The organism is Phaeocystidibacter marisrubri, from assembly GCF_008933165.1.
GTDB classification, from domain to species: Bacteria; Bacteroidota; Bacteroidia; order Flavobacteriales; family Schleiferiaceae; genus Phaeocystidibacter; species Phaeocystidibacter marisrubri.
Genome location: NZ_WBVQ01000002.1, coordinates 1,253,528 through 1,276,475, shown reverse-complemented (window position 1 = coordinate 1,276,475; position 22,948 = coordinate 1,253,528). Strand labels below are relative to the sequence as shown.

At 45.6% G+C, this 22,948-nt stretch carries 13 protein-coding genes; 5 read left to right on the top strand and 8 right to left on the bottom strand.

Annotation, left to right across the window (positions count from 1 at the left end):
• Positions 1-337 precede the first annotated feature (337 nt).
• From F8C82_RS12915 to F8C82_RS12890, 6 genes are all read right to left on the bottom strand, one after another.
• Positions 338-2,008, bottom strand: a complete 1,671-nt coding sequence (locus F8C82_RS12915; protein WP_151694006.1) for an efflux RND transporter periplasmic adaptor subunit — start codon at positions 2,006-2,008, stop codon at positions 338-340.
• A complete protein-coding gene (locus F8C82_RS12910) occupies positions 2,005-3,240 on the bottom strand; it encodes a TolC family protein (protein ID WP_151694005.1) in 1,236 nt (411 codons plus the stop codon). The genes F8C82_RS12915 and F8C82_RS12910 overlap by 4 nt, the downstream gene beginning before the upstream one ends.
• The gene (locus F8C82_RS12905) at positions 3,237-7,052 is read right to left on the bottom strand and encodes an efflux RND transporter permease subunit (protein WP_151694004.1); all 3,816 of its coding nucleotides are present in this window, start codon (positions 7,050-7,052) and stop codon (positions 3,237-3,239) included. The genes F8C82_RS12910 and F8C82_RS12905 overlap by 4 nt, the downstream gene beginning before the upstream one ends.
• A 70-nt stretch (positions 7,053-7,122) precedes the next feature.
• On the bottom strand, positions 7,123-7,554 hold the full coding sequence (locus F8C82_RS12900; protein ID WP_151694003.1) for an HYC_CC_PP family protein: 432 nt from the start codon (positions 7,552-7,554) through the stop codon (positions 7,123-7,125).
• Between the two features lie 227 nt (positions 7,555-7,781).
• Complete coding sequence (locus F8C82_RS12895; RefSeq protein WP_151694002.1) at positions 7,782-7,973, bottom strand: hypothetical protein; 192 nt, start codon at positions 7,971-7,973, stop codon at positions 7,782-7,784.
• Between the two features lie 118 nt (positions 7,974-8,091).
• Entirely contained in the window at positions 8,092-13,470 is a 5,379-nt protein-coding gene (locus tag F8C82_RS12890) for an FG-GAP-like repeat-containing protein (RefSeq protein WP_151694001.1), read from the bottom strand.
• A gap of 271 nt (positions 13,471-13,741) precedes the next feature.
• Here F8C82_RS12890 and F8C82_RS12885 point away from each other — a divergent pair, with 271 nt between their 5' ends.
• Positions 13,742-14,371 (top strand): response regulator transcription factor, encoded by a 630-nt coding sequence (locus F8C82_RS12885; RefSeq protein ID WP_170266260.1) that lies wholly within the window; start codon positions 13,742-13,744, stop codon positions 14,369-14,371.
• Between the two features lie 16 nt (positions 14,372-14,387).
• Here the strand turns inward: F8C82_RS12885 and F8C82_RS12880 are convergent, their stop codons facing one another.
• Together F8C82_RS12880 and F8C82_RS12875 are read right to left on the bottom strand one after the other, a co-directional pair.
• Entirely contained in the window at positions 14,388-17,264 is a 2,877-nt protein-coding gene (locus tag F8C82_RS12880; RefSeq protein WP_151693999.1) for a sensor histidine kinase, read from the bottom strand.
• Positions 17,261-17,893: a response regulator transcription factor gene (locus tag F8C82_RS12875; protein ID WP_151693998.1), complete on the bottom strand. Its 633-nt coding sequence runs from the start codon at positions 17,891-17,893 to the stop codon at positions 17,261-17,263. Before F8C82_RS12875 ends, F8C82_RS12880 begins: the two co-directional genes overlap by 4 nt.
• Before the next feature lie 485 nt (positions 17,894-18,378).
• Here F8C82_RS12875 and F8C82_RS12870 point away from each other — a divergent pair, with 485 nt between their 5' ends.
• The 4 genes from F8C82_RS12870 to F8C82_RS12855 all read left to right on the top strand — a co-directional run bounded on the left by F8C82_RS12870 (position 18,379) and on the right by F8C82_RS12855 (position 22,829).
• Entirely contained in the window at positions 18,379-18,750 is a 372-nt protein-coding gene (locus tag F8C82_RS12870) for a hypothetical protein (RefSeq protein WP_151693997.1), read from the top strand.
• An 89-nt stretch (positions 18,751-18,839) separates the two neighbouring features.
• Entirely contained in the window at positions 18,840-20,474 is a 1,635-nt protein-coding gene (locus F8C82_RS12865) for a bifunctional metallophosphatase/5'-nucleotidase (protein WP_151693996.1), read from the top strand.
• A gap of 158 nt (positions 20,475-20,632) precedes the next feature.
• Positions 20,633-21,811, top strand: a complete 1,179-nt coding sequence (locus tag F8C82_RS12860) for a PKD domain-containing protein (protein ID WP_151693995.1) — start codon at positions 20,633-20,635, stop codon at positions 21,809-21,811.
• 97 nt (positions 21,812-21,908) lie between these two features.
• The gene (locus tag F8C82_RS12855) at positions 21,909-22,829 is read left to right on the top strand and encodes an NAD-dependent epimerase/dehydratase family protein (RefSeq protein ID WP_151693994.1); all 921 of its coding nucleotides are present in this window, start codon (positions 21,909-21,911) and stop codon (positions 22,827-22,829) included.
• Positions 22,830-22,948: the final 119 nt, after the last annotated feature.

Below are 22,948 nucleotides of genomic sequence, written 5' to 3'. Positions count from 1 at the left end.
CTTACTTCAAAAGAGGAAAAGCAATCAAAAGACCTAGTAAATGGATAGCAGCACTAATCGTCATAGCCCAATTAACTTTAATTAAGCCACAAATCTGCGCCGATCGTTCCAAGGTATTGTAAGAATTAATATGTTGTTCAATCAGTATTGCTGCACGTTCATGTAAGTAGACACATCCCCGACCTAAATATTCACCCTCAGACATTCCCAACTAAAAATCCCCGCCAAACATTGGTTTGACAGGGATTCTAATGAATAACTATGTAGTTCTATAATGTGGTTCTACAATGCCGTTTTCATCGGGCTCTACTGAGCGTGCTCATGGTGTTGAGACCGATCAAAATTGCGTTACCACCTCACCACATTTGAGCATGCTCGACCCAAAATAGGGATTGAGGACTTCTGGATCCGCACTCATCCAATCTGCTCCATTATCAGAATGAGCCATCGGACAATGGAGTTTGTATAAGCTTCCGGTTTCATACTCGATTTTTTCAGTCAATTGAATCATAGCCATGGATGCCGAATAAAACTGAGTCCGCATCTCTTCCATAGCTATGGTCTCACTTTCGCCCGATACTTTCAATCCAGACGACACTTCCATAAACGCACGGTGAGCCGCTCCTTCAAAGTCGTTCATATTGAGCTCACCCGCGCGATCTTTGAACGTACGAAAGGCCATTCGAGCCATCGGCAGATCGTCGCGATGTAAGGCGGTTTGCCAATCGAGATAGGCCGATAGCAACTCGCGTAGCTTGTCTTGCGTAGAAGACTTTACTTCGAGCTTGGCGTCTTCCCCACTGGACATCATGCTGGGCTTCGAGGCCAATTGGGCGGCAGCGTCTACAGTGAATGTACCGTTTACAACGACTTTCTCGCCAGCTTTTAATCCGTCAATCACTTGATAACGACGTCCCAATTGTTGTCCTAATTCTACATTCCTCAATTGATAAACCCCCGTATTCGTAGGGTTTTCTACATACACAACCGATCTTTCACCCGTCCATAAAACCGCACTAGAAGGAACGGAAATCTCTGAGGAAACAGCATCGGATTCCACCACTGCGGATACAATCATTTCCGGTTTGAGTTCGCCGTTACGATTGTTGTGAACCACACGCGCTTCCAGGGTTCTGCGGGAGCCTTGAAGCACGGGATCCAAGTAGTCAATCACACCCGTGTATTCCATTCCCGGCTGGCTGCGTACGGTGTAGGTTACTTTATCGCCTTTTGACACTGAACCGAGTTGATTTTCATAAACATCCAATGATATCCACACTTTGTCTAAACCCGTGATTTCATACAATACAGCTCCGCGATTGACGTAATCTCCCTGGGCTACATTCAATGCCGTCACATACCCTGAATTGTTGGCTAAAACTGGAAAAGAATTCATGTCAATGGTACCTTTCTCCATCGCCTCAATTTGATGAGTGGGAATGGTCCAGTTCTGTAACTTCCGCTTCGCTCCTTCATACAGATGGGGTTGCGTTTCTTTCATACGAGCGGCCTCTTGAAGCTCTCGCTGCGCCACTAATAAATCGGGACTATAAATTCGCGCAATCACCTGACCCTTGTCTACATAAGCACCTGTAAAATCAACAGTCAGTGATTCTATTCGCCCCGGAAAATGTGCAGTTTGAGATTGCACCAAGCGCTCATCGGGCTTCACTTTTCCACTGAGTCGGATTTCATTCATCGCATCCGTGCGACCCACCACTTCGGTCTGAACATTGGCCAACTTTCGGGCATTTTCAGTAAGTGAGATTTCACTGGCGTCAATGGCACTGTTTTCCTCTTCGAGTGGAATGAGCTCCATTCCACAAATGGGACAATCACCCGGTTCATTACTCCTGATTTGAGGGTGCATGGAACACGTCCAGATTTCAGCTTCACTCGCTTCTTCTGTGTGATGGTGGTGCTCCTCGCTTTGTGGTTTGACCATCCAGCCAATTGCGCCTGCACAAAGGGCTACGATGATCAATCCAATAATTTGCTTCTTTTTCATCTTTCAATATTTCGGCCCAACAAGTAATCCAGTTGGGATTTGTTCTTCAGTAAATTCACCTTTGCCGACAATGCTTCAAGTCGGTAACGAAGTAAGATTTCCTCCACCTCTATCACCCCATTGAAATCTGCTCCGTCGGTTTCATAAGCGGCTTCCAATAAGCGAAGGGTTGACGTGGCCTTCTCCACATTGCTCTTCAATCGTCTCACTTCTTCGAGATTGTAAAGCCACTCAAATTTGACCTCTGCCCATTCGTTCCGGAGGTCATTGATCTCCTTCTGACTCTGACTTTCATAGGCCGATTGCCTCCATTCTGCCTCTCGAATACTGGAGTTGTATTTCGATCGGAAGATGGGAAGTGAAACAGTAACCATAGGCATAATGGCATCTCTCCCATTATTGGGAACGGACATGTCTGACCTCGGACTAATGGCCATGTAATCCAGCCCTATACCAATGCTTGGATACCCGGACTTCCGAGCGGCTTCTTCTCTATAGGCTTCGCTATTTCTGAGCGACAAAAATCGGCTTACCCTAGGGTGATTGGCCAAAACAGTATCAGACGGCCATTGAAAAGTGGCATCAAAGGACTCAATAGGTGAAGCGTCCATCACTAGAGGGATGGAATCGGCTCGATTTAATTGAGATCGAATATTGGCAAGTAGCACCGATTCCTTGTTCTTCAATTGCAGAAGTTTCGATTGCACATCGCCTACTCTAATTTGGAGTCGAAGTACATCAGACAAACTGGCTTGTCCTGCCTCGGCACGAATTTCGGCTGTACTCAAAATGCGATGAAGCAAAGACAGATCATCTTCCAAAATCTCTAGGGACTCTTTCCACTCCAACCAATCGAAATAAGAAGATTCCAAACTCCTAACCACTATCATTTTACGATTCAGAAACACTTCATAGGCAGCCTCTGCTTGCAAAGCGGCAGCATCTCCACGGGCACTTAGTGTTCCAAACCATGGGAACATCTGTGAAATGGAAACTTTGGCCACTTGAGAACCCACGCGGGTTTCTATGGGACGAATAAATACGCCAACCGAAAGCTGAGGATCAGGCAGTGCATTCACTTGTGCCACACGTTCCATTTCAGCTTCAAAGAGTTGATAAGAGGATAAAACAGAAGGGTTATTCTGAAGGGCCTCTATTTTCAAACTGTCTAGATCTTGTGCATTCAATCCAACAGCGAATAAGCCTAGAAGGGACAAGAATACTGTTCTCATGATTTTGCGTTTTTTCTGATTCTTCGTTCCTCTCTCATGGCGTACAATACGGGTACGATGAAAAACGTAATGGATGCCATCAACATACCTCCAACGGCCGGAATCGCCATTGGAATCATAACGTCGGCACCTCTCCCCGAAGATGAAAGAATGGGAAGCAGGGCAATCACCGTGGTTGCCGAAGTCATTACGGCTGGTCGGATTCTCTTGAGTCCTCCTTCAATAACGGTTTGTCGAACCTCGTCTCGGCTCTTCGGTTTATTGAGTTTGAAACTATCATCCAAATAGGTAGCCATCAAAACTCCATCATCCGTTGCAATGCCGAATAGCGCGATAAAGCCCACCCACACCGCAACACTCAGATTGATGGTTTGAATTCCAAAGATGGATCGAAAGGACTGACCCATGATATCAAAATTCATAAACCAAGACTGACCGAATAGCCACAGGACTACAAATGCCCCACTAAAGGCCAAGGCAATTCCAGAGAAAACCATGGCGGACGTAGAGGCACTCTTGAATTGGAAGTAAAGGATGAGGAACACCAATACAAGCACCATTGGAACGATAAAAGACAATCGTTTTTGGGCTCTCACCTGATTCTCATATGAACCCGAAAACTCGTAGCGAACTCCCTGTGGAACGCTCAATTCTCCAGATTCAATGCGGTCTTTCAAAAAGGTTTGGGCATTATTGACGACTTCAACTTCCGAGTAGCCATCACTCTTATCAAACAAGACATATCCCACTAGAAAGGTGTCCTCGCTCTTGATGGACTGTGGTCCTTTTACATATTCGAGATGGGCCAATTGGGCCAGTGGAATTTGAGCCCCCGATGGGGTAGGAACTAAAATATCTCCTATGGATTCTGGGGAATCTCGTCTTTCCCGAGGATAACGAACTCGAATATTGTAGCGTTCTCGACCTTCTACAGAAGAATTCAATGGAATTCCTCCAATGGCAATTTCGATCACATCTTGAACGGCTTTCACAGTCAGCCCGTATTGTGCAATAGCCACACGGTCAATATCGATTTCCAAATACGGCTTGCCCACAATTCGATCGGCAAATACAGCCTCTGCTTTAACGCCGGGCACTTTCTTCAATTGAACTTCTAATGCCTGACCAAAGGATTCCATCACTTCCAGATCATCTCCATAGATTTTGATGCCCATAGGTGCTCGCATTCCAGTTTGCAGCATCACCAATCGAGTTTCTATAGGCTGAAGTTTAGGAGAGGAAGTCACACCTGGTATTCTGGAGGCCTCCACAATCTCATTCCAGATATCATCTGGAGATTGAATCTCCGAGCGCCATTGACGATAGAACTGTCCATCTTCATCGGGGAGCAACACGGATGGATCCAATCCGCGGTAAGCGGCCGAATCGATTCGGATAGAGGTTGAGTCAACCAGAACAAATCGATTCCCTTCGGTTCGAAACCTTATCCGGTGACCATCGGAATCCGTTGCATACTCCGACTTGTAGGTGATGATGTTTTCAAACATGGAAATAGGCGCAGGGTCGATAGCAGATTCCACACGTCCGGCTTTGCCCACCACTTGATTGATTTCAGGAATAGCCGCAATTCGCATATCGAGTTGCCCCACAATTTCACGGTTGTATTCCACGCCGGAATGTGGCATTGAAGTAGGCATTAAAAGAAAGGCTCCCTCATCCAACGATGGCATAAACTCTTGCCCAATGCCTGGGAATGTGTGAGCTAAAGCCGACCAAACTTTTGTCTGCTTTACATTCACATCCATGGTCTCTAATACCCTTGGAATGAATCCAAATACAGACGAGAAACCCAACCAAATATTCAGAGCCAACAGGATAAAAAAGGCGGGAATGGATAGAAAAGTCCACTTGTGGTCCAAACACCAATTCAGGATAACTTCATATTTCCAACGAAGCAGAGAGAAGACGGTTAATACCAGTCCTACCAATACGCTTACGAAGATGAAGTTAACGACTTCTCCCACCATGGGTCCTAACGGCATCCAGTAATTGGATAAGATCCACGTCACGATAACAACGGCAATGAGGATGGTAGAGTGATCCCAGCCATACTGTAGATAGCGGTTGAAGGATGGCTCCTGTTTCATTCTGGATTTCAACACATCAATAACTCCCATGAGCACCAACCCCAATCCAACAAGGTTGTGTCCAACACTCAGCAGAATGATCCCGGCCAAAATGGTCAGAATAGTCAAGGTTAACGCCATGGCCTTGCTCTTCACTCTGGAGAGGAACAAGTGAGCAAGCATGGGGAGGAAGAACAGGGAAACCAGCAGTGCAGAAATCAAGGCAAACGTCTTGGTGTAAGCCAATGGCCCGAATAACTTCCCCTCTGCATTCTCCATTGCAAATACCGGAATAAAGCTCACAACCGTTGTGCTTACAGCAGTAACGATGGCCCCTGACACTTCGGAAACGCCTTTTGAAATCCGGTCGATTAGTGGCTTTTCCGAACCTTCGTTCACATGAACCAGAACGTTTTCCGTGAGGATAATTCCCAAGTCGACCATGGTGCCAATCGCGATAGCAATTCCCGACAAGGCTACAATGTTGGCGTCTACCCCAAAGCGGCTCATGGCGATGAACGTGAATAGCACCGCAATGGGCAACAGGAGTGAAATCAGCATGGAAGCTCTGAGATGATACACCATGAGCAAAACGACCAGAATAGTGATCAGAATTTCGAGCGACAGTGCCTCTTCAAGAGTGCCAAGTGTTTCATCAATCAATTCGGAGCGATCGTAGAAGGGAACAACGGACAACTGACTCATGTTTCCGTCGATCAACTCCTTGGAAGGCAAACCGCTAGAAATCGCTTCAACTTTCTCCTTAATCCCGTTGATCACGTGCATAGGATTCGCACCGTATCGGGCAATCACCACACCACCTACCACTTCAGCTCCGCCTTTGTCGAGGATTCCTCTACGCGTGGCAGGGCCATGTGTAACATGGGCCACATCCTTCAAGTAGATCGGTGTATTATCGGTTTCAGCCACCACAGCCAACTCCAAATCTTCTAGTGATTCGATGTAGCCGAGTCCACGCACCATATACTCCACCTTATTCACCTCTATGGTCTGTGCGCCAACATCAATATTCGAATTCCGTACGGCATTGACCACATCGGTGAGTGTGATGTCATAACTCTGAAGAGCATCGGGATCAACATCTACTTGATACTCTTTTACGAAACCACCAATGGAGGCTACCTCAGACACCCCATCTACGGCACTTAAGGCATATTTCACGTAAAAATCCTGCACACTGCGGAGTTCATCTAGTCCCCATCCGCCTGTAACCTGACCACTGGTATCTCGTCCTTCAAGGGTGTACCAATACACCTGCCCTAGAGCTGTGGCATCTGGGCCAAGAGATGGAGTGATACCCGAAGGGAGCAATCCATTCGGCATGGAATTGAGTTTTTCTAGGATTCGCGAACGCGACCAGTAAAATTCAACGTCTTCTTCAAAAATGATATAGATGCTCGAGAAGCCGAACATCGAATTACTGCGGATCGTCTTAACTCCAGGTATCCCCAACAAATACGTGGTGAGGGGATAAGAGATTTGGTCTTCTATATCCTGTGGAGATCTCCCTGGCCATTTCGTAAATACAATCTGTTGGTTTTCCCCGATGTCTGGAATAGCATCCACAGGAACAGGGTCTGATGGGATAACGGGAACATTCCAAGCAAATGGAGCGGTTGCGATCCCCCAAATAATCAAACCAACGAGAAACAAGGTTGTTACTAGCTTGTTCCTCAAAAAATAGTCTATGATTTTATTGAGCATGATTTATGTCTTTTCCAATTCATGAATACGCATCGCTAAAAAGCGACCTAAATCGTGAATAGGGAAAGGCCTAAATCAAATAAGAGCAATGAAGGATATAGAGTGATTCACGACTCGGGAGCGGTTCGTGTCGAAGTACTTCAATGTAATTCTCATCCTCTTCATTAAACGAGGAAAATGCGAGTACAAGTGCAACAAGGAACTTACCAGAAACACTGGAAAGATCAACCGTGCTCTGGCGCAGTTCGTCATCCACATTTAAAACGCTGCTTTCATGGTCGCAGCACGACTGAGAAGAATAGGAACTTTGATCGGAATCTGAGGGGGAATCTTGGGTAGCAGGACAGGTCTCCATTTCAGACATTCCACAAGAGAGTTCATCTGCTCCCCAAGAAATTGAAGCATCCATAAGTTCTCCAGCACACCAATGATAGTTTGCAGCAATTCCGCTATTGGATACCAACAAAAGCAGACTAAAGAATATGGATTTAAACCATTTCACCCTACAAATTTAAGACTTCAATGTAATGAACGGACAAGCAAGAGGACTCAGAATCCATCTTTAACATTTATTTCAAACATAGAAAGAGTAAATCCTAGTGATGGACAGCGCCCAAAACGGGCTACTGCCATCACACTTGTACTTAACTCTTTATCACAACTCGAAACAGTCTCATTCCATTCTTCAAAGAAGGCACACCCACTCCAGGAAGAGTAGGGGATTCGAATTTATAGGTTCTTCTTGCGGTACTTTACTCCACCATATACCATGGCCGCGCCAATGAGCATGGGGATAGCACTTAAAGGGGCTGGAGCACTTGGGTTGCCCGGCTGAGCGAGTAATTCATCACTAAAAGCAAGAGTGAAAAACACCAAAAGCACGGCGTAACGTAAATGCTGATTTGTCCTTATCTTAAACATCTGTTTATACTTTAATCTTGATTCATTCGAATCGTTCTTGGTTATGAAAGGGAAAGCAATCCCGAACGGATGAGTAAAACACATCGGGATCACTCCTCTCTTCTTGTTTCTGTGATGATTACCAAATCATCTTTTGTTGATATACACGTCCTTCGCTAGTCTGCATCATTAGAATGTATGCACCAGGTTGTAAGTCTTGTACATATCTCTTTCGGTCCACTCCGGGTTCGTTGCAAGCCCAAACTCGTTGTCCATTCAAATTGTACAACTGTAGGCTCACATTAGATCCCGCAAATGATCCAAAGTCGATAATCATGGTTTCGTCATTCGCTTTATAGGCGAATGGATCTGAGGACAACATGCGGTTGTGCTCTTCTGCCGAAACGCTACTCAGAGCTACAATCAACTCAAAGCGATCTGGACCGTAAGCTGTGTCCTGTTGGAAGTTGTAATCACCTCCGTTTAGATAGGTCACCGTTTGGGTCTTGAGGTCTTTTAGATACACGTTCCAATGAGATGGAGACTCTACCATATGAATCTTCATACTACCATCATGAGCGGTTGTAAGCCCCATTGGAATAGTGTCTTTATCTACCGGAGTACTCCACTTGGCAATAGACATAGCATTGTCATCATCGGCAATAAACAAGCCCGGTACATCCCCTTGAACGGCAAAGTACTTTTCAATGTCCTCCGACTTTTGATAGCCATCGGTAAACGTTGGATCGAATACCAAGGCTACTTCATCTTTGGAAGTGCTTCCTGAGAATTCAGAAATCAAGCGGATTACCGGATAGCTCGACTTCCAGAGGTAATTGGAGCCACATACCATTTGAGTTTGACTTAATGTAAGCGTTTGTGAGAAAGAATTATTTGACGATCCCTGACTAGCAGTGTTGTTATTGAAGTCAGATGGACGCATATAAAACGATTGTCCCATACTTACAGCTACGCCATTGGCGTTTGTTCCCAAGCTGCCATTAATCGCTAGTCCGGTTTGGGCATCCACTGCAATAAGGTTTGAACTGGCTTCATTCCAAATGTAAACCCCTGGGTTCATCGCGCTACTATTCTCAGTATAGAGCTGATTCAAATTCAAACTTCCAGGATATGGATTACCCACAAGGCTCCATCCACCATAGCTATTGTACAATGGAATATCTACATCTTCATCTATGGTGGTCCCTACCGCTTTTAGCACTTGAGGTGCGCCGTTGTAGTTGCCGTCTATATAGACGTTCAACCCTTTCCCTACAAGCGTATCGTCTTTGCCAAACATCTCCCAGGTCCCCCAAGAATGACTGCTGTAACTGCCGTTGGCGTATCCACCATTCGCACCGTTGCTTAACGTTGTGTTGTACTTCCAAACGTTCTGTCTATTGCTCTGTCCAGACGTATCAATACTTCCATCGGTATTCTGTTTAGCCCACTCTCTTAACGTAATAGATACAGGAACCGACAAATTGTGCCATCCTTCATCCGTAATAGACAACTCCACCTCTACATTCGCAAGCGATGGACCGATGTAATTACCATGTTTAGCGTTGGCATCACTTCCTATTGTGAGGGTTCCTTCATTCCCGGCCTCACCCTGAACCGTAAGACACTGGCCCGCTTGAATTGTTAAATCACTTCCCGCACTGATGATGAGATCTTGTACCGTGGCTTGCACTGAAATCAAGGCACCAGATCCATGGATGAGAAGACGCTTGCTGTTATCTGCGGTAGTAGGAGCGCCTGAAACACCACTTCCTTTGTGCCATGCTCCATCATACAAAACGGCATCACCACCTATAAGCCCCTCTAAAGAACCATTTCTCCATGGACCATAGATACGACCGTCAATGGATGTTTGCTTGTCAAATACCTGACGTACGCGATAGCGAGTTCGAACACCCGGCTCATAATTTACGGTGAGTTTTTGCTCTTTACCTGCTGTTCCCAAATCAGAGAAAGAGCCAGTGGTAACCGTTCCCGTTCCAAAGGCCTGGCCTTCCCCAACGGTCTCTACTTGAATGGCTCCGTTTACACGACCATTCGGTGATTTATTGAAAAGTCCAACGGTAAAACTGTTGTCGCCTATGCTAGAAATCGTCCATTTGCTCGTTTGGTTTTGGTCATACGTAACCACATTGCTGCGCAATCCTCCATTCTCATTGCCTAAATAGACATATCCCGCTCCTCCTTGAGAGGAGCTTTGTTGATTATTAGCCCCCACAATAACATCCGAGTACCCATCCCCATTGACATCCCCCGCAGAAGAAACAGAGGTTCCAAAATTGGCATACGTCTGATTCGATTCAAAAATATTCGCCGGTGTGCTGGACAAACCCGTAGCGCTGCCCAAATAAACATAAGCCGCACCTTCATCGCTCTGCCCGTTGTCGTAGTAATATGCCCCAACGATCACATCGGAATATCCATCCCCATTGATATCCCCCGCAGAAGAAACAGAGCTTCCGAAACGGGCACTTACCTGATTCGATTCAAAAATATTCGCTGGTGTGCTGGACAAGCCCGTAGCACTGCCCAAATAAACATAAGCCGCACCTTCTTCGCTCTGCCCGTTGTCGTATCTATATGCCCCCACGATCACATCCGAATAACCATCGCCATTGACATCCCCTGCAGAAGAAACAGACCATCCAAAATTGGCATTTGCTTGATTCGATTCTAAAATATTCGCCGGTGTGCTGGACAAGCCCGTAGAACTGCCCAAATAGACATAAGCCGCACCTTCTTCAGTTTGGCCATTGCTATAATAAGCAGCCCCCACGATCACATCCGAATATCCATCCCCATTGACATCTCCAGCACTCGATACTGAATAGCCTATATTAAAATTATTTGGGAGTGGCTGAAAGGATACAAACATATTCATTGGGGCACTCGCCACAGATTGCCCCAATTCTGAGCCTAGTTGGCTAGATTTCATATTCGCAGGGGTTCGTGACAAGCCCGAAGCACTCCCTAGAAAAACAAAGAAGGCTCCATCATTTGTGATTGCTGCGGAATTTGGGTAAGGAGCCCCCACAATAACATCGGAATAACCATCACCATTTACATCACCAGCACTCGATACAGAAAAGCCAAATTCAGAATATTCCAGATTCAGTTCCAACGTATCCGAAGGAACGGCAGAAAGTCCAGAGGCACTCCCTAGATAAACAAAGGCAGCACCCTCATCGGTCTGCCCGTTGGTGTATTGATATGCCCCCACGATCACATCGGAATACCCATCCCCATTGACATCCCCCGCAGAAGAAACAGAGTTTCCAAAAAAGGCACTTGCCTGATTCGATTCAAAAATATTCGCGGGTGTGCTGGACAAGCCCGTAGCACTGCCCAAATAAACAAAAGCCGCACCTTCTAAATTCTGCCCGTTGTCGTAGTAATTTGCCCCAACGATCACATCCTCATACCCATCCCCGTTTACATCTCCCGCAGAAGAAACAGAGTATCCAAAATTGGCATACGCCTGATTTAATGTCCATTGGCCAACTGGCGTGCTACTCAACTCTGATGCCCCCCCAAAATAAACAAAAGCCGCACCTTCATCGCTCTGCCCGTTGTCGTATCTATTTGCCCCCACGATCACATCGGAATACCCATCCCCATTGACATCCCCCGCAGAAGAAACAGAGTTTCCAAAATTGGCACTCACTTGATTCGATTCAAAAATATTCGCCGGTGTGCTGGACAAGCCCGTAGAACTGCCCAAATAAACATAAGCCCTACCTTCATTGCTCTGCCCGTTGTCATAGGCATATGCCCCCACAATCACATCGGAATACCCATCCCCATTGACATCCCCCGCAGAAGAAACAAAGTTTCCAAAAAAGGCACCTGCCTGATTCGATTCAAAAATATTCGCTGGTGTGCTGGACAAGCCCGTAGAACTGCCCAAATAAACATAAGCCGCACCTTCATTGCTCTGCCCGTTGGTGTATTGATTTGCCCCCACGATCACATCGGAATACCCATCCCCATTGACATCCCCCGCAGAAGAAACAGAGCTTCCGAAACGGGCACTTACCTGATTCGATTCAAAAATATTCGCGGGTGTGCTGGACAAGCCCGTAGCACTGCCCAAATAAACATAAGCCGCACCTTCTTCGCTCTGCCCGTTGTCGTATCTATATGCCCCCACGATCACATCGGAATACCCATCCCCATTAACATCCCCCGCAGAAGAAACAGCGTATCCAAAGTAGGCACCTGCCTGATTCGATTCCAAAATATTCGCCGGTGTGCTGGACAAGCCCGTAGAACTGCCCAAATAAACATGAGCCGCACCTTCATCGCTCTGCCCGTTGGTGTAGTAATATGCCCCCACGATCACATCGGAATACCCATCCCCATTGACATCTCCCGCAGTAGAAACAGAGTTTCCAAAATAGGCACCTGCCTGATTCGATTCAAAAATATTTGCCGGTGTGCTGGACAAGCCCGTAGCACTGCCCAAATAAACATAAACCGCACCTTCATCGCTCTGCCCGTTGTCGTAGTAATATGCCCCCACGATCACATCGGAATACCCATCCCCATTGACATCCCCCGCAGAAGAAACAGCGTATCCAAAATAGGCACCTGCCTGATTCGATTCAAAAATATTCGCGGGTGTGCTGGACAAGCCCGTAGCACTGCCCAAATAAACATAAGCCGCACCTTCATTGCTCTGCCCGTTGGTGTAGTAATATGCCCCCACAATCACATCGGAATACCCATCCCCATTGACATCTCCCGCAGAAGAAACAGAGTATCCAAAACTGGCATTCGCCTGATTCGATTCCAAAACACTCGCGGGTGTGCTGGACAAGGGGTCAATGACCAATGGATAAATTGCACTTTCCAATCCAGTGACCTCTAATTGAATGCGGCCATTCACCACCTTCATTTCACCGGGTAGCGCAGCTCCCGTTGCATCCCAAACTTTTAAGTCGGCATATTGCAGCACTTCTTCTCCATTGCGGAAGAGTCCAACCTTATTCGCATTGGCCAATTGAGGATTGGCTCCAGAGACACTGAGTTGAATATTTAAGGTGTTACCACCTGGATTTTCTGGAAGGATAAAATTCTGGCGCAATCCATCATTCGTGTTCACATATTGAACTTGAAAGCCTTTGTGCCAAAATGTAACCTCATTCTTGTTTATCTGATTGTACCCTTGCAAGTTGGAACTGTACTTGGGCTTACCATCTACTAAAATCTGGTGCAGATTGATGGAAATAGGCGTTTCACCTTCCAGCAACTCCATCGTAAAACCAGCGTCCTCAAGTGACGCGTGGTAACCATTGGAGCGATTGAAAAGTGAAAACTCAACGTGGCAAGCATCCTCAGATGCGTTTAGATGATATTCGCTTTCAGCGATAAACTTGGTCATTGAAGAATACCAGTTGACCGAGTCTGTATTAGACTCAAATGCATTCGCTTGTTCCGAGAAACATGCGAGAACGATCAACAGGCTGAGCAGAAATTTCGATGCAACGGTGGTCATAAGTCTCGTGATAAAATCATTATGGTTTAGGTCTGTAAGGCAAAAACACTTTTTTCCGAAAGCACAAATCTCTTGAGACACTTATACCAGCGTTGTAGGACTAAGAAGGATCTTTGGTGAGTATAAACTGATTTTCGTGTAGGGCAATGTTCAGATAATGCCCTGAGTTGTAGTTTCGACAAGCCGATACCGCAATAGAGGACGTGAAGAAATTGAAAGTGGTATTGCTTAACTTGTTGAAAGTATCGTTCAGCAGTTTACAGACATGTCTATGAAGAAAGTAATAATCGCAGATGATCATCCTGTGATCGCATATGCTTTAGAACCTGTATTAAAAAGTATTGGGTTCGAATCGTCACTCGTCATTACCGATCTCCATCAAATCATCAAAGCGATTAAAACAGACACCCCAGATTTACTGATACTCGATGTGGATTTCCACAATGTCAATTCGTTGGATGTAACGAAGCACATACACACTCTTTGGCCCGACCTTCCGATTGTTATCTATACCATGCACCGCTCCCCAGTGGTAGCGAAGCAATTTTTGGCGGTAGGAGTGAGTGGTTTCATCAATAAGACCACGGATTTTGAGACACTCAAGGAAGCTGTACTTCAGGTGATGGCAGGCAAGCGATACTTCGACAATGAGATTCTGATTTCCATGGTGAACTATGTGGAAGGATCGGAAAAATTGCGAAGCCTTTCGAACCGAGAGTTCCTCATCTACTATGCGGTTGTCAGGGGAAAATCCTACAAGGATATTGCAGATGAAATGAACATCAGCATCAATACAGTGGGGTCTTACAAGACTAAGATTTCCTCAAAGCTGAATTTGTTCACCAAGAAAGAATGGCGTGAACTGGCCTATTACAACGGAGTGATTCAACAATTTGACTGAAGTGGGCACTCCACGATCAGTTCAATGGCAATTTGATGATAGCAATGGCTCCTCGTCTATCCGTTCGATTTTCTAAGGTGATTTGACCGTCCACCATTTCAATCAAAGGCTGAATTATTTTGAGTGCGATACCCGATCCAAATTCCCCCGAACTACCGGGCTTTTTAATCCCGCTATCGATTTTCCATCCCGGCTGTAAACCCGGTCCATTGTCTTTCACTTTTGTGATCAGAAGATCATCTTCTACCGCAATCTCCACGCGAACCTTAGAACTGGAAGGTGAGAATTTTAGGGCGTTTCCAAGTGTGATGGAAATCGCTCGCTTCAACAAATCACTGCACGGAATCTCCTTGTTCTCCATCTCAGGGTCATAATCGAATTCCACTTTAACGGATTTCAACTTGGCATAAGCCGCAATCTCCCCCTTTAGTTCTCTCACAATTACCAAAAGACTCTCCTTGGCACTTTCTTCCCGCGAACAGAGTTTCATGATTCGAGAAGAGATGGAGTTTCTCGTCTCCTGCAAGAGGTTTTGCACAATGGTTAGTTCGTCTTTACTCACTTCAGGATTGCTCTTCATAGCTCCCAAAAGTGTGTGAATTACGGAAATACTCCCCCCTAAATCGTGATTGACCAAGCTGAGGGAAGAAGGAAGATCGATGTTTCCCTTCATCGGTTCGTAACCAAACTTTAAACTCATCTTTTGAACACGTCTTTGAAGGGATCGCACAAAGATCAACCGTATCAAATAAAGGATGAGTAAGAAAAAGAGGCCTGAGAATGAAAGGATGAGCCACACGGGAGGTGTTACCCACCATTTGTAGGTGTCGTAAAAGTAATACGTCCCTTTATTACCAATCAGGTAGTACAAGTTATCGCTCTGCTTCGTCATCGATTGCTCCATGGATATCTGTTCCCACGTACCCTGTGATCTCTCGGTAAATCGATAGGCCAATTCTGTAGTTAGGCGATTGTAAATGGTGTAGAGTTCTTCAAGGTTCTTCACTTGAACAGCAGATGTTGCAGGCACCTTCCACTCTATGAGGCCGACAGAGGTAGCAATGGCAAGACTGGAGTCGGATATCTGAATTGCAATCTCAAACAATCCGCCGTTTGTTTCTACCGTAAACTCTCGATACACGTTCGCTAGTGCAATGGGATGATGGCTCCGCAACTGCTGAACAACAAATGCGGAATCTTGATACATCAGCCCGCTATTTCCCAGCAAATAAAAAGTTCCATTTAAAAAGTCTGCTTTTGAGAGATGAGAATTAGCCTGGAGATTATTGATCACCACCTTTTCCACACGATCTTCGTCAATGATAAATAGACCACTTAAGTGCGAGCATACCACGAGCTCGTCACCGATGGAAAGAACATTTCGAACTTTGGGAATGTCGTGTTCTCTTATTTCTTCCCAATTCTGATCATAAAGAACGAAATGATCCCAATATGACACCCAATAGTGGGTTTCTCCCTTATGCTGGAAGGAGTCGAAGCCGTAAATATGACGACTCTTATCAATGAGAATTGTGTCACATCTCAGAAACCCTTCTCCAACGGTAAGTTTAAAAATGTGATTATCATTCTGAAGGAATAGGCTCTGTGCATCTATTTGTTGAATTCGTGCTGCACAGAATCTGAGGTAAACATCTCCGCTCCAATCCTTTAATTCCTCGGCTGTTGGGCAGATGAAATCTATTCCGGAATGAGGGTAAACATTTTGGTCGATCACTAACCTGCGTCCCTTGAAAGGAAAGCTCATAAGTCTGTATGAAGATGAAAATTCTGAGCGAATTTCTGCTGGAACGTCATCGTATTCCATCCCCATCCCAATCACCCCCACATTCCTTTTCACCATCCAGTAATCTCCGTTAAAAGTGAGAATTCCATCTACCATGCTATTGATATCGCTAATGGGATTGATCACCTTGACATAGGTTGGCGTGAGTAGGGCCACTCCACGAGTGGAACTGATGGCAATGTACTTGTCTTTATACGGATGTATGTGATTAACGTTGAGCGATTTGAACTTGTTATAATCCGCTTGATCTAGTCTCCCAGAGTAAAGGGTATACTCCATTCCGCTTTCAACCACTACTGCATCTCCATATTGATGCAAGTACAACACAGGATCAATTTTTGAAACGGAATGAACATAAGCGCGACCATTGGAGTCCATTCGAATATCTAAAACTTCATCGTTGATCTTAATCATCCACCCCTGAGAGAGGGTGATCACTTGTATGGGGCGTTCAACGGCCTGCTCGGCGAGCTCTTTGAGTTGATGAATCGTCAGCAATTTGCCGGACGCTTTGTAATAGACTTTTACCTCGAGCTCGTCTATGATTAAAATATTGTCTCCAATATCATATGCCAAGCGACTATTCTTGCCCCACAAAGTGTCATGCGGCGTATACAGAAATGACCCCAGCTGACCATCCAGAAATTGATTCTTGGTTATCATCCAATCGGAACCCGCCCTACGAAAAACGTACTTCTCCTCTCCTGCGCTATTGATTAAGACATCCCCATTTGTTCTGTAGTACCGTTCACCATTTAAAATAGTGAACCCCAAAATTCTCAGGAACCGGGTATTGATGTTCTCATGATACCCACACCATTCAACTCCATTGGTGGAGTACACCAAACCCTCTCCTGAATTCATGAAGATGGTATCATCATGAACCCACATTTGACTACTAACCTTAGAGGAGTAGAAGTAGTCGTCTTGTGTCCAATTCCAATTGTATTGAATAAACCACTGAGGAGTTCTATTGGTCCGAGAAAGCGAAAGTACCGGAGAACTCAGTGCAAGAGAAGTAAAGGCAATCTGAACTATTGCGGTGAGAATAAGCACCTTTCGCCAATCGCGATGGAAGAACTGTTTCATGGAGTTTGGCTACCATTCTTATGAATTAATCCAGCCACTTTGGTAAGCTCCTTTACCGAAGCGATACCCAGTTTCTCTGTAATTCTCGATTTATAGGTGCTTACGGATTTTGGACTGATATCCATTTCGTGGGCAATGGCTTTGTTCGATTTTCCCTCAACTACACCCTTAAAAACCTGACGCTCACGGTCGGAAAAACGAGCAAGAGCGGAACTGTCTATGGATGAAAGCTCTTTCGCTCGGTTTTGAATGATCTCCATTCGCTTGGTTCCATCTAGCGCATTCATCAACGTAGTTTGAATCTGTTGAATGTCGCTTGATTTACTCAGCACGTCGACTACTCCCGCATCCAAGAACCGACCATAAACACTTGGGGATTCCATATATGTATACATCACAATGGGAATCCCTCTGTTAGTCGCGATCAACTGTTCTACTACCGATAAGCTATTGGTACCGTCAAAGTCGATATCCATGATGATAAGGTCTGGCGAGTATTCCTTCACCTTTCGCATGACCATTTTCAAGTCATGCTCAACCAAAACATCTTTATATCCAACCTTTGCCAGTATCGCTACTAGCGCTCTTGAAATAACGGGATGATTATCGGCAATAAAAATCTTCTTCACGGCTAGGTGTTGTGCTAATCGTCTATCATTCAGATGCTAGACATTGGTAAACATCGATTGTGAGCATAGCAGAGATTCAAAGAACGATACATTTTCTCGCTGAAAACATTAACCTACAACACTCACAAGAATTACGTATACAACTTACAAATAAAGCTAACAACCGTAGACTCAGTATTCTATAAAATTGCTCCAGTTAATGAGAAAGTCCCATATTTCGTTGTGATTCGTAGACTAATTAATTCATTTACTGTAGGAGGTATTGTTGCTTAATTGTTCTTGAAACCGAGTACACAAATAGGAAAACAGGACAAGCATTATCAATGGAGGGGGATCGCTATAATGAGCGATCCCCCTCTTCTATTTGAAATCTCACTGTTTGCCGTGCTGCTGACAGAAAGAATCGCTTCAAGCGCATCTCCCTGCTCCCTCTCCAATGTAACCTAAGTCACCTCATCGGATTTCATTTTGCGTAATATCGCAGCGTGACTTTGCACCATCGGAAAAACATAGTATCCCTTCTGTTCTCTGCTTTCTTGGCGGTGATGCTCTTGGTGGTTCCTTGCAAGGTTCGAAATGCCATTGAAACCGCTCTAGACCTCCCCACCACTTCGGTTACCAACAAGTCACAAACAGCCCATCACTCGTGCTGTGTAGAACGAATGGATGCAATTGCATCTGTGGAGACTTCCCTTACTCAACCGATAGTTCTTGGCCTAGAACCAAGCGAGATCTTTGATTTATCACGTCAACCTTTAGCAGGTGAGCTATTCCTTGTTGAAGGGTTCCAAGTCGCCTCAATTGGGATTGACGTTCCACTCTACATTCTCTATCAGAACTACAAGGTTTATCTGTAATCCACGGGAATTCTCGACACGTTGAGAACCTTATCGCTGTGGAATTATATGGAAGGAACACCACGCCTTCTTCAGATAAAAGGCAAATCATGATTGATAAAAAAATTCTGGGCTTAGCCGCCCTTAGCGGGCTAGTTTCGGCCTGTTCAACAGGTGCAAGTAACCCCTCTAACCATACAGGTGAAACTCAGTATATCACCATTCTACAAACAGCCGATATTCACGGTCAGCTTTATGCGCACGACGAGCTCTTTTGGGAAAATGATCGCATCCATTTCAAAACGCTGGGCGGATTGGCCAGCGTGAAAACACTCTTCGAAAGAGAGCGAGAAGCAAACCCAAAAGGAACCATCATCTTGGATGGTGGCGACCTCATTCAAGGTAGTGCCGAAGCGGCTCTTTCGGAAGGAAATGCATTCGGCCCCATTGTAAAAGCCATGGGGTACGACTTCATCATACCGGGAAACTGGGAAGTCGTGTATGGCAAGCAGCAAATGACAGACGTACTTGAATCCTACGAGACTCCAGTAATCTCCGCCAACATGTATCATCATGAATCAAGCGATCCCCTTTTCCCACCTTACTTCATCAGAGAGGTCCATGGCGTAAAACTCGGATTCATTTCCTACAACGATCCCGAAATTCCCATTCGTCAAAACCCATCTTTTAGCGAGGGAATTCGGTTTGATCCCATACGCGCCAATCTAGATGCACTCATTGCCGAACTGAAAGATGAAAAGGGCGTAGATGTGCTCTTTCTCGTCACCCACATCGGCATTAGCAAGCAGTTTGATTTGGCGAACCACCCTGCGCTTGAGCGCGTGGATTACATTCTGGGAAACGACACCCATGAACGCATTCGAACGCCCCTTGACGGTAAATTCGCCAAAGTGACAGAACCTGGAGCCTTTGCCTCTTTTGTAGGCAAGCTCACATTGAAAGTGGAAAATGGAAGGGTAACGGAAGACACGTATGAATTGCTGGAGGTCGATCCAGATGTGTATCCGCCCCACACGGCTATGTCGGAATTAATTGCGCGAGAAACCGCCCAATATCGCCAAGAAACCGAAACAATCATTGGTTATTCCTCTACACCGCTTTACCGTTATTTTGTGGTAGAAAACCCCATGGATAACTTCATTACAGATGCGGCTAGATGGAAAACAGGGGTAGACATCTCCATATCAAACGGTTTCCGATTTAGTCCTCCGATAGCATTGAACGAAAATGGAGTTGCTCCTATCACTGAGGGACACCTTTGGAATATGCTTCCGGTGAACGAGAAGGTAAAAACCGGAAAGGCGACGGGCGAGCAAATAGCCAATTGGCTCGAATCAGAGTTGCACCATGTATTCGCCCAAAATCCAACCGAACGATTTGGAGGTTGGCTAGTGCGTTTTTCAGGAATGGAAATAGAGTTTTACGCCAATCGTCCGGAAGGAGAGCGCATTGCATCCATACTTGTAGGTGGTGAACCTCTTCAAACCGATAAACTCTACACTTTGTCGGCTTGCAGGAGAGAAGGCGAGGCGGATAACATGCTGTGCAGAATGCCCAATATCCTCGAACCTCAAATTATGGAGTATACCATCCATGATGCCGTGAAAGAGTATCTGCAATTCCACGATACCATTTCTCCTGCAGTGGAAAGTAGAGCCCAGGCCCTAGATCTTGGCGATGACGTACTTTCCCAACTTCCAGGAACGAGCTATCACTTTCACTAAGGCTGCTAACATCCGTTGAATTAAAAGGTAAGCATGAAAAGCTCAGTCGCAGGACTGGGCTTTTTCTTTTTCACATGCTTCTTCTCAACCTACTGCTGTCACCCCTCCCCCTGCTCCGCCGTAGTAGTGAATAGAGACCTCTAATAAAACAACGAATTATGAAAAAGTTACTACTCTTTTCTGCGGCCTTGCTCTCGAGCTCACTTGCTTGGGCACAGCCTGCACAGCTTCAACTCAACATGAAGCTCACCTCCTACTCTACAGCCATTCAAGGACCTGCGCTAGCGGGATATGAAATTTTCATTTGGGATTACAACTCCAATGGTTCTGGAAATGGGCGCTCTTATTACACCGATTCAAACGGTGAGCTCAACAAAACCATTACCAGTCAGTATAACTCAGGAGCCGGTCGGTTTGAATACCAAGTGCGAAACTGCCAAAATCAAATTGTATCCATTCAAACGGTACATTACACAACCAGTGGAGCTCAAGTATCCTTTAGTGATTCTGTAGATGTTTCTTGTGTTGACCCATGTAACGTTCAAGGTGGAGCAACCAAACATTCAACCAACAAGTACTCGTTCTATGCATATGCCGCCAACCAAAGTTGGGACATGAGCAATGCGGAATGGGTGTTCTCGGACGGAACAAGCTACACACAGCAGTACTTTTACAAAACATTCTCAGCGGTTGGCACTTACACGTGGACGCTCACTCACCACGGCTGTGCTATTGACAGTGGAAGTATTGATGTGACAGGCACATGTAATGCAAGTTTTACGGTTGACACCATGTTAAGTGGAGGCTCTGTGATAAACATGTACAACACATCCACAGGAACCAACCCTGCCAACACCCTCTATTACCATTGGGATTTTGGCGATGGCGCAACGTCTAACCAACCTTTCCCTCAACATCAATACAGCGGAAATGGTCCATATACCGTTATTCTTTCCATCCTTGAAGTTGATGCTATGGGAGATACTATCTGCCAATCTTGGGCAGGAGATTCATTGGGAATTGACTCACTAGGCAACGTTTTCAAAACAGGATTCAATCTTAACATCATGGACCCAAGTACGATTGGATTGCATGAAAATGAAGGAATCACTATCAACATGTTCCCACAACCGGCTTCTGATCTCCTTAGAATAGAAGCGAATGACAACCTTGAAAAGGCTGAACTCGTTGACCTCAACGGTAGAACAGTTCAAACATGGGAATTGGATGGCAATCATTCTTCTGAACTACAACTGAATACACACCCGGCTGGGATGTACATCCTTCGCATCCGCAGTACAAGTGACACGCGTGCGCTGAAGTGTATTCTTGAGTAAACGAATTTCACACAGTTCCTTCGTTTACACCCCGACTTGCGCAAGCAACGTCGGGGTTTCTTTTTCTCCTATCTTAAATCCACAATTACTAGGGCAAATGAAATCGAAGAACCTTCTCATTACCGGTGCTTCTGGATTTATTGGAGGAAGAATTGTTGAACGCCTAGCCGCTCTTCCCAATACGAAGATTACGGCTACAGGTAGAACAACTTGTCATCGATTTGATGCGTTGGATAACGTAGAGTACGTTCAAGTTGATTTGTTGAATAACGTCCCAAGAGGCACCTTTACCGCTTGCATTCACGTCGCAGGCCTGGCCGATGATAAAGCGTCGTACGAAGATCTTTTTGCCGCGAATGTTTCTGCAACAACAAACGTGTGCAATAACCTCTCAAGTGAATGCACCTTCGTTTTCATTTCCTCTCCATCCGTCTATTCCTTTCGAAAGGATATCCCTTACAATGAAGACATGGTGTCGGAGCACGAAACCACAAACCACTATGGCCTCACCAAACTAAAGGCAGAAACCCTCATCCGCAAACGCGCATTCACTTCGGCATATGCACTCCGTCCAAGAGCCGTTTACGGCCCAGGTGACCACACACTCCGTCCGCGCATTCTAAAACGTGTAAAGGGCAATAAAATGGTCTTTCCAGGCCCTCTCAGTGAGTGCACCAGCATGACACACGTGGACAACCTTTGCGACGCTGTGATCGCCTGTCTGAATCGCGCTGAACTGGGCTTCCATGTTTACAACATTGCAGATGCCAATCCCTACCGTTTGGAAGATGTATTTCTCGCCATCGCTAAAGCGGAATATCCAGACAGAGACATTCGCATTAAAACCATCCCCGCATCCATTGTGCGGGGAATCATTCGTTTCTTCAATATGTTCCGCATCCCACTGGAGCTCACGCTTCAGTCAGTTGACTATGTAACACGTCAGGCTCACTTAGACATCAGCAAAGCGGAAAGAGAATTAGGGTACAAGGCTGTACGCGACTTCTTCCGCTCATAAATTGACCGAAAAGTCTGCCTCTTTTGCTTGCATCTGGCACGCCTTTTTACGATTCAGAAGAATGGATGTCCCTAATTTCATCCTTACCACGTAAATAAGACAAAGCCATTGGGCGAAAG

What these genes read in the sequence shown, in the direction of transcription:
- F8C82_RS12915 (WP_151694006.1), bottom strand. Translation starts at nt 2,008, where the DNA reads ATGAAAAAGAAGCAAATTATTGGATTGATCATCGTAGCCCTTTGTGCA.
- F8C82_RS12910 (WP_151694005.1), bottom strand. Translation starts at nt 3,240, where the DNA reads ATGAGAACAGTATTCTTGTCCCTTCTAGGCTTATTCGCTGTTGGATTG.
- F8C82_RS12905 (WP_151694004.1), bottom strand. Translation starts at nt 7,052, where the DNA reads ATGCTCAATAAAATCATAGACTATTTTTTGAGGAACAAGCTAGTAACA.
- F8C82_RS12895 (WP_151694002.1), bottom strand. Translation starts at nt 7,973, where the DNA reads ATGTTTAAGATAAGGACAAATCAGCATTTACGTTACGCCGTGCTTTTG.
- F8C82_RS12890 (WP_151694001.1), bottom strand. Translation starts at nt 13,470, where the DNA reads ATGACCACCGTTGCATCGAAATTTCTGCTCAGCCTGTTGATCGTTCTC.
- F8C82_RS12885 (WP_170266260.1), top strand. Translation starts at nt 13,742, where the DNA reads ATGAAGAAAGTAATAATCGCAGATGATCATCCTGTGATCGCATATGCT.
- F8C82_RS12880 (WP_151693999.1), bottom strand. Translation starts at nt 17,264, where the DNA reads ATGAAACAGTTCTTCCATCGCGATTGGCGAAAGGTGCTTATTCTCACC.
- F8C82_RS12865 (WP_151693996.1), top strand. Translation starts at nt 18,840, where the DNA reads ATGATTGATAAAAAAATTCTGGGCTTAGCCGCCCTTAGCGGGCTAGTT.
- F8C82_RS12860 (WP_151693995.1), top strand. Translation starts at nt 20,633, where the DNA reads ATGAAAAAGTTACTACTCTTTTCTGCGGCCTTGCTCTCGAGCTCACTT.
- F8C82_RS12855 (WP_151693994.1), top strand. Translation starts at nt 21,909, where the DNA reads ATGAAATCGAAGAACCTTCTCATTACCGGTGCTTCTGGATTTATTGGA.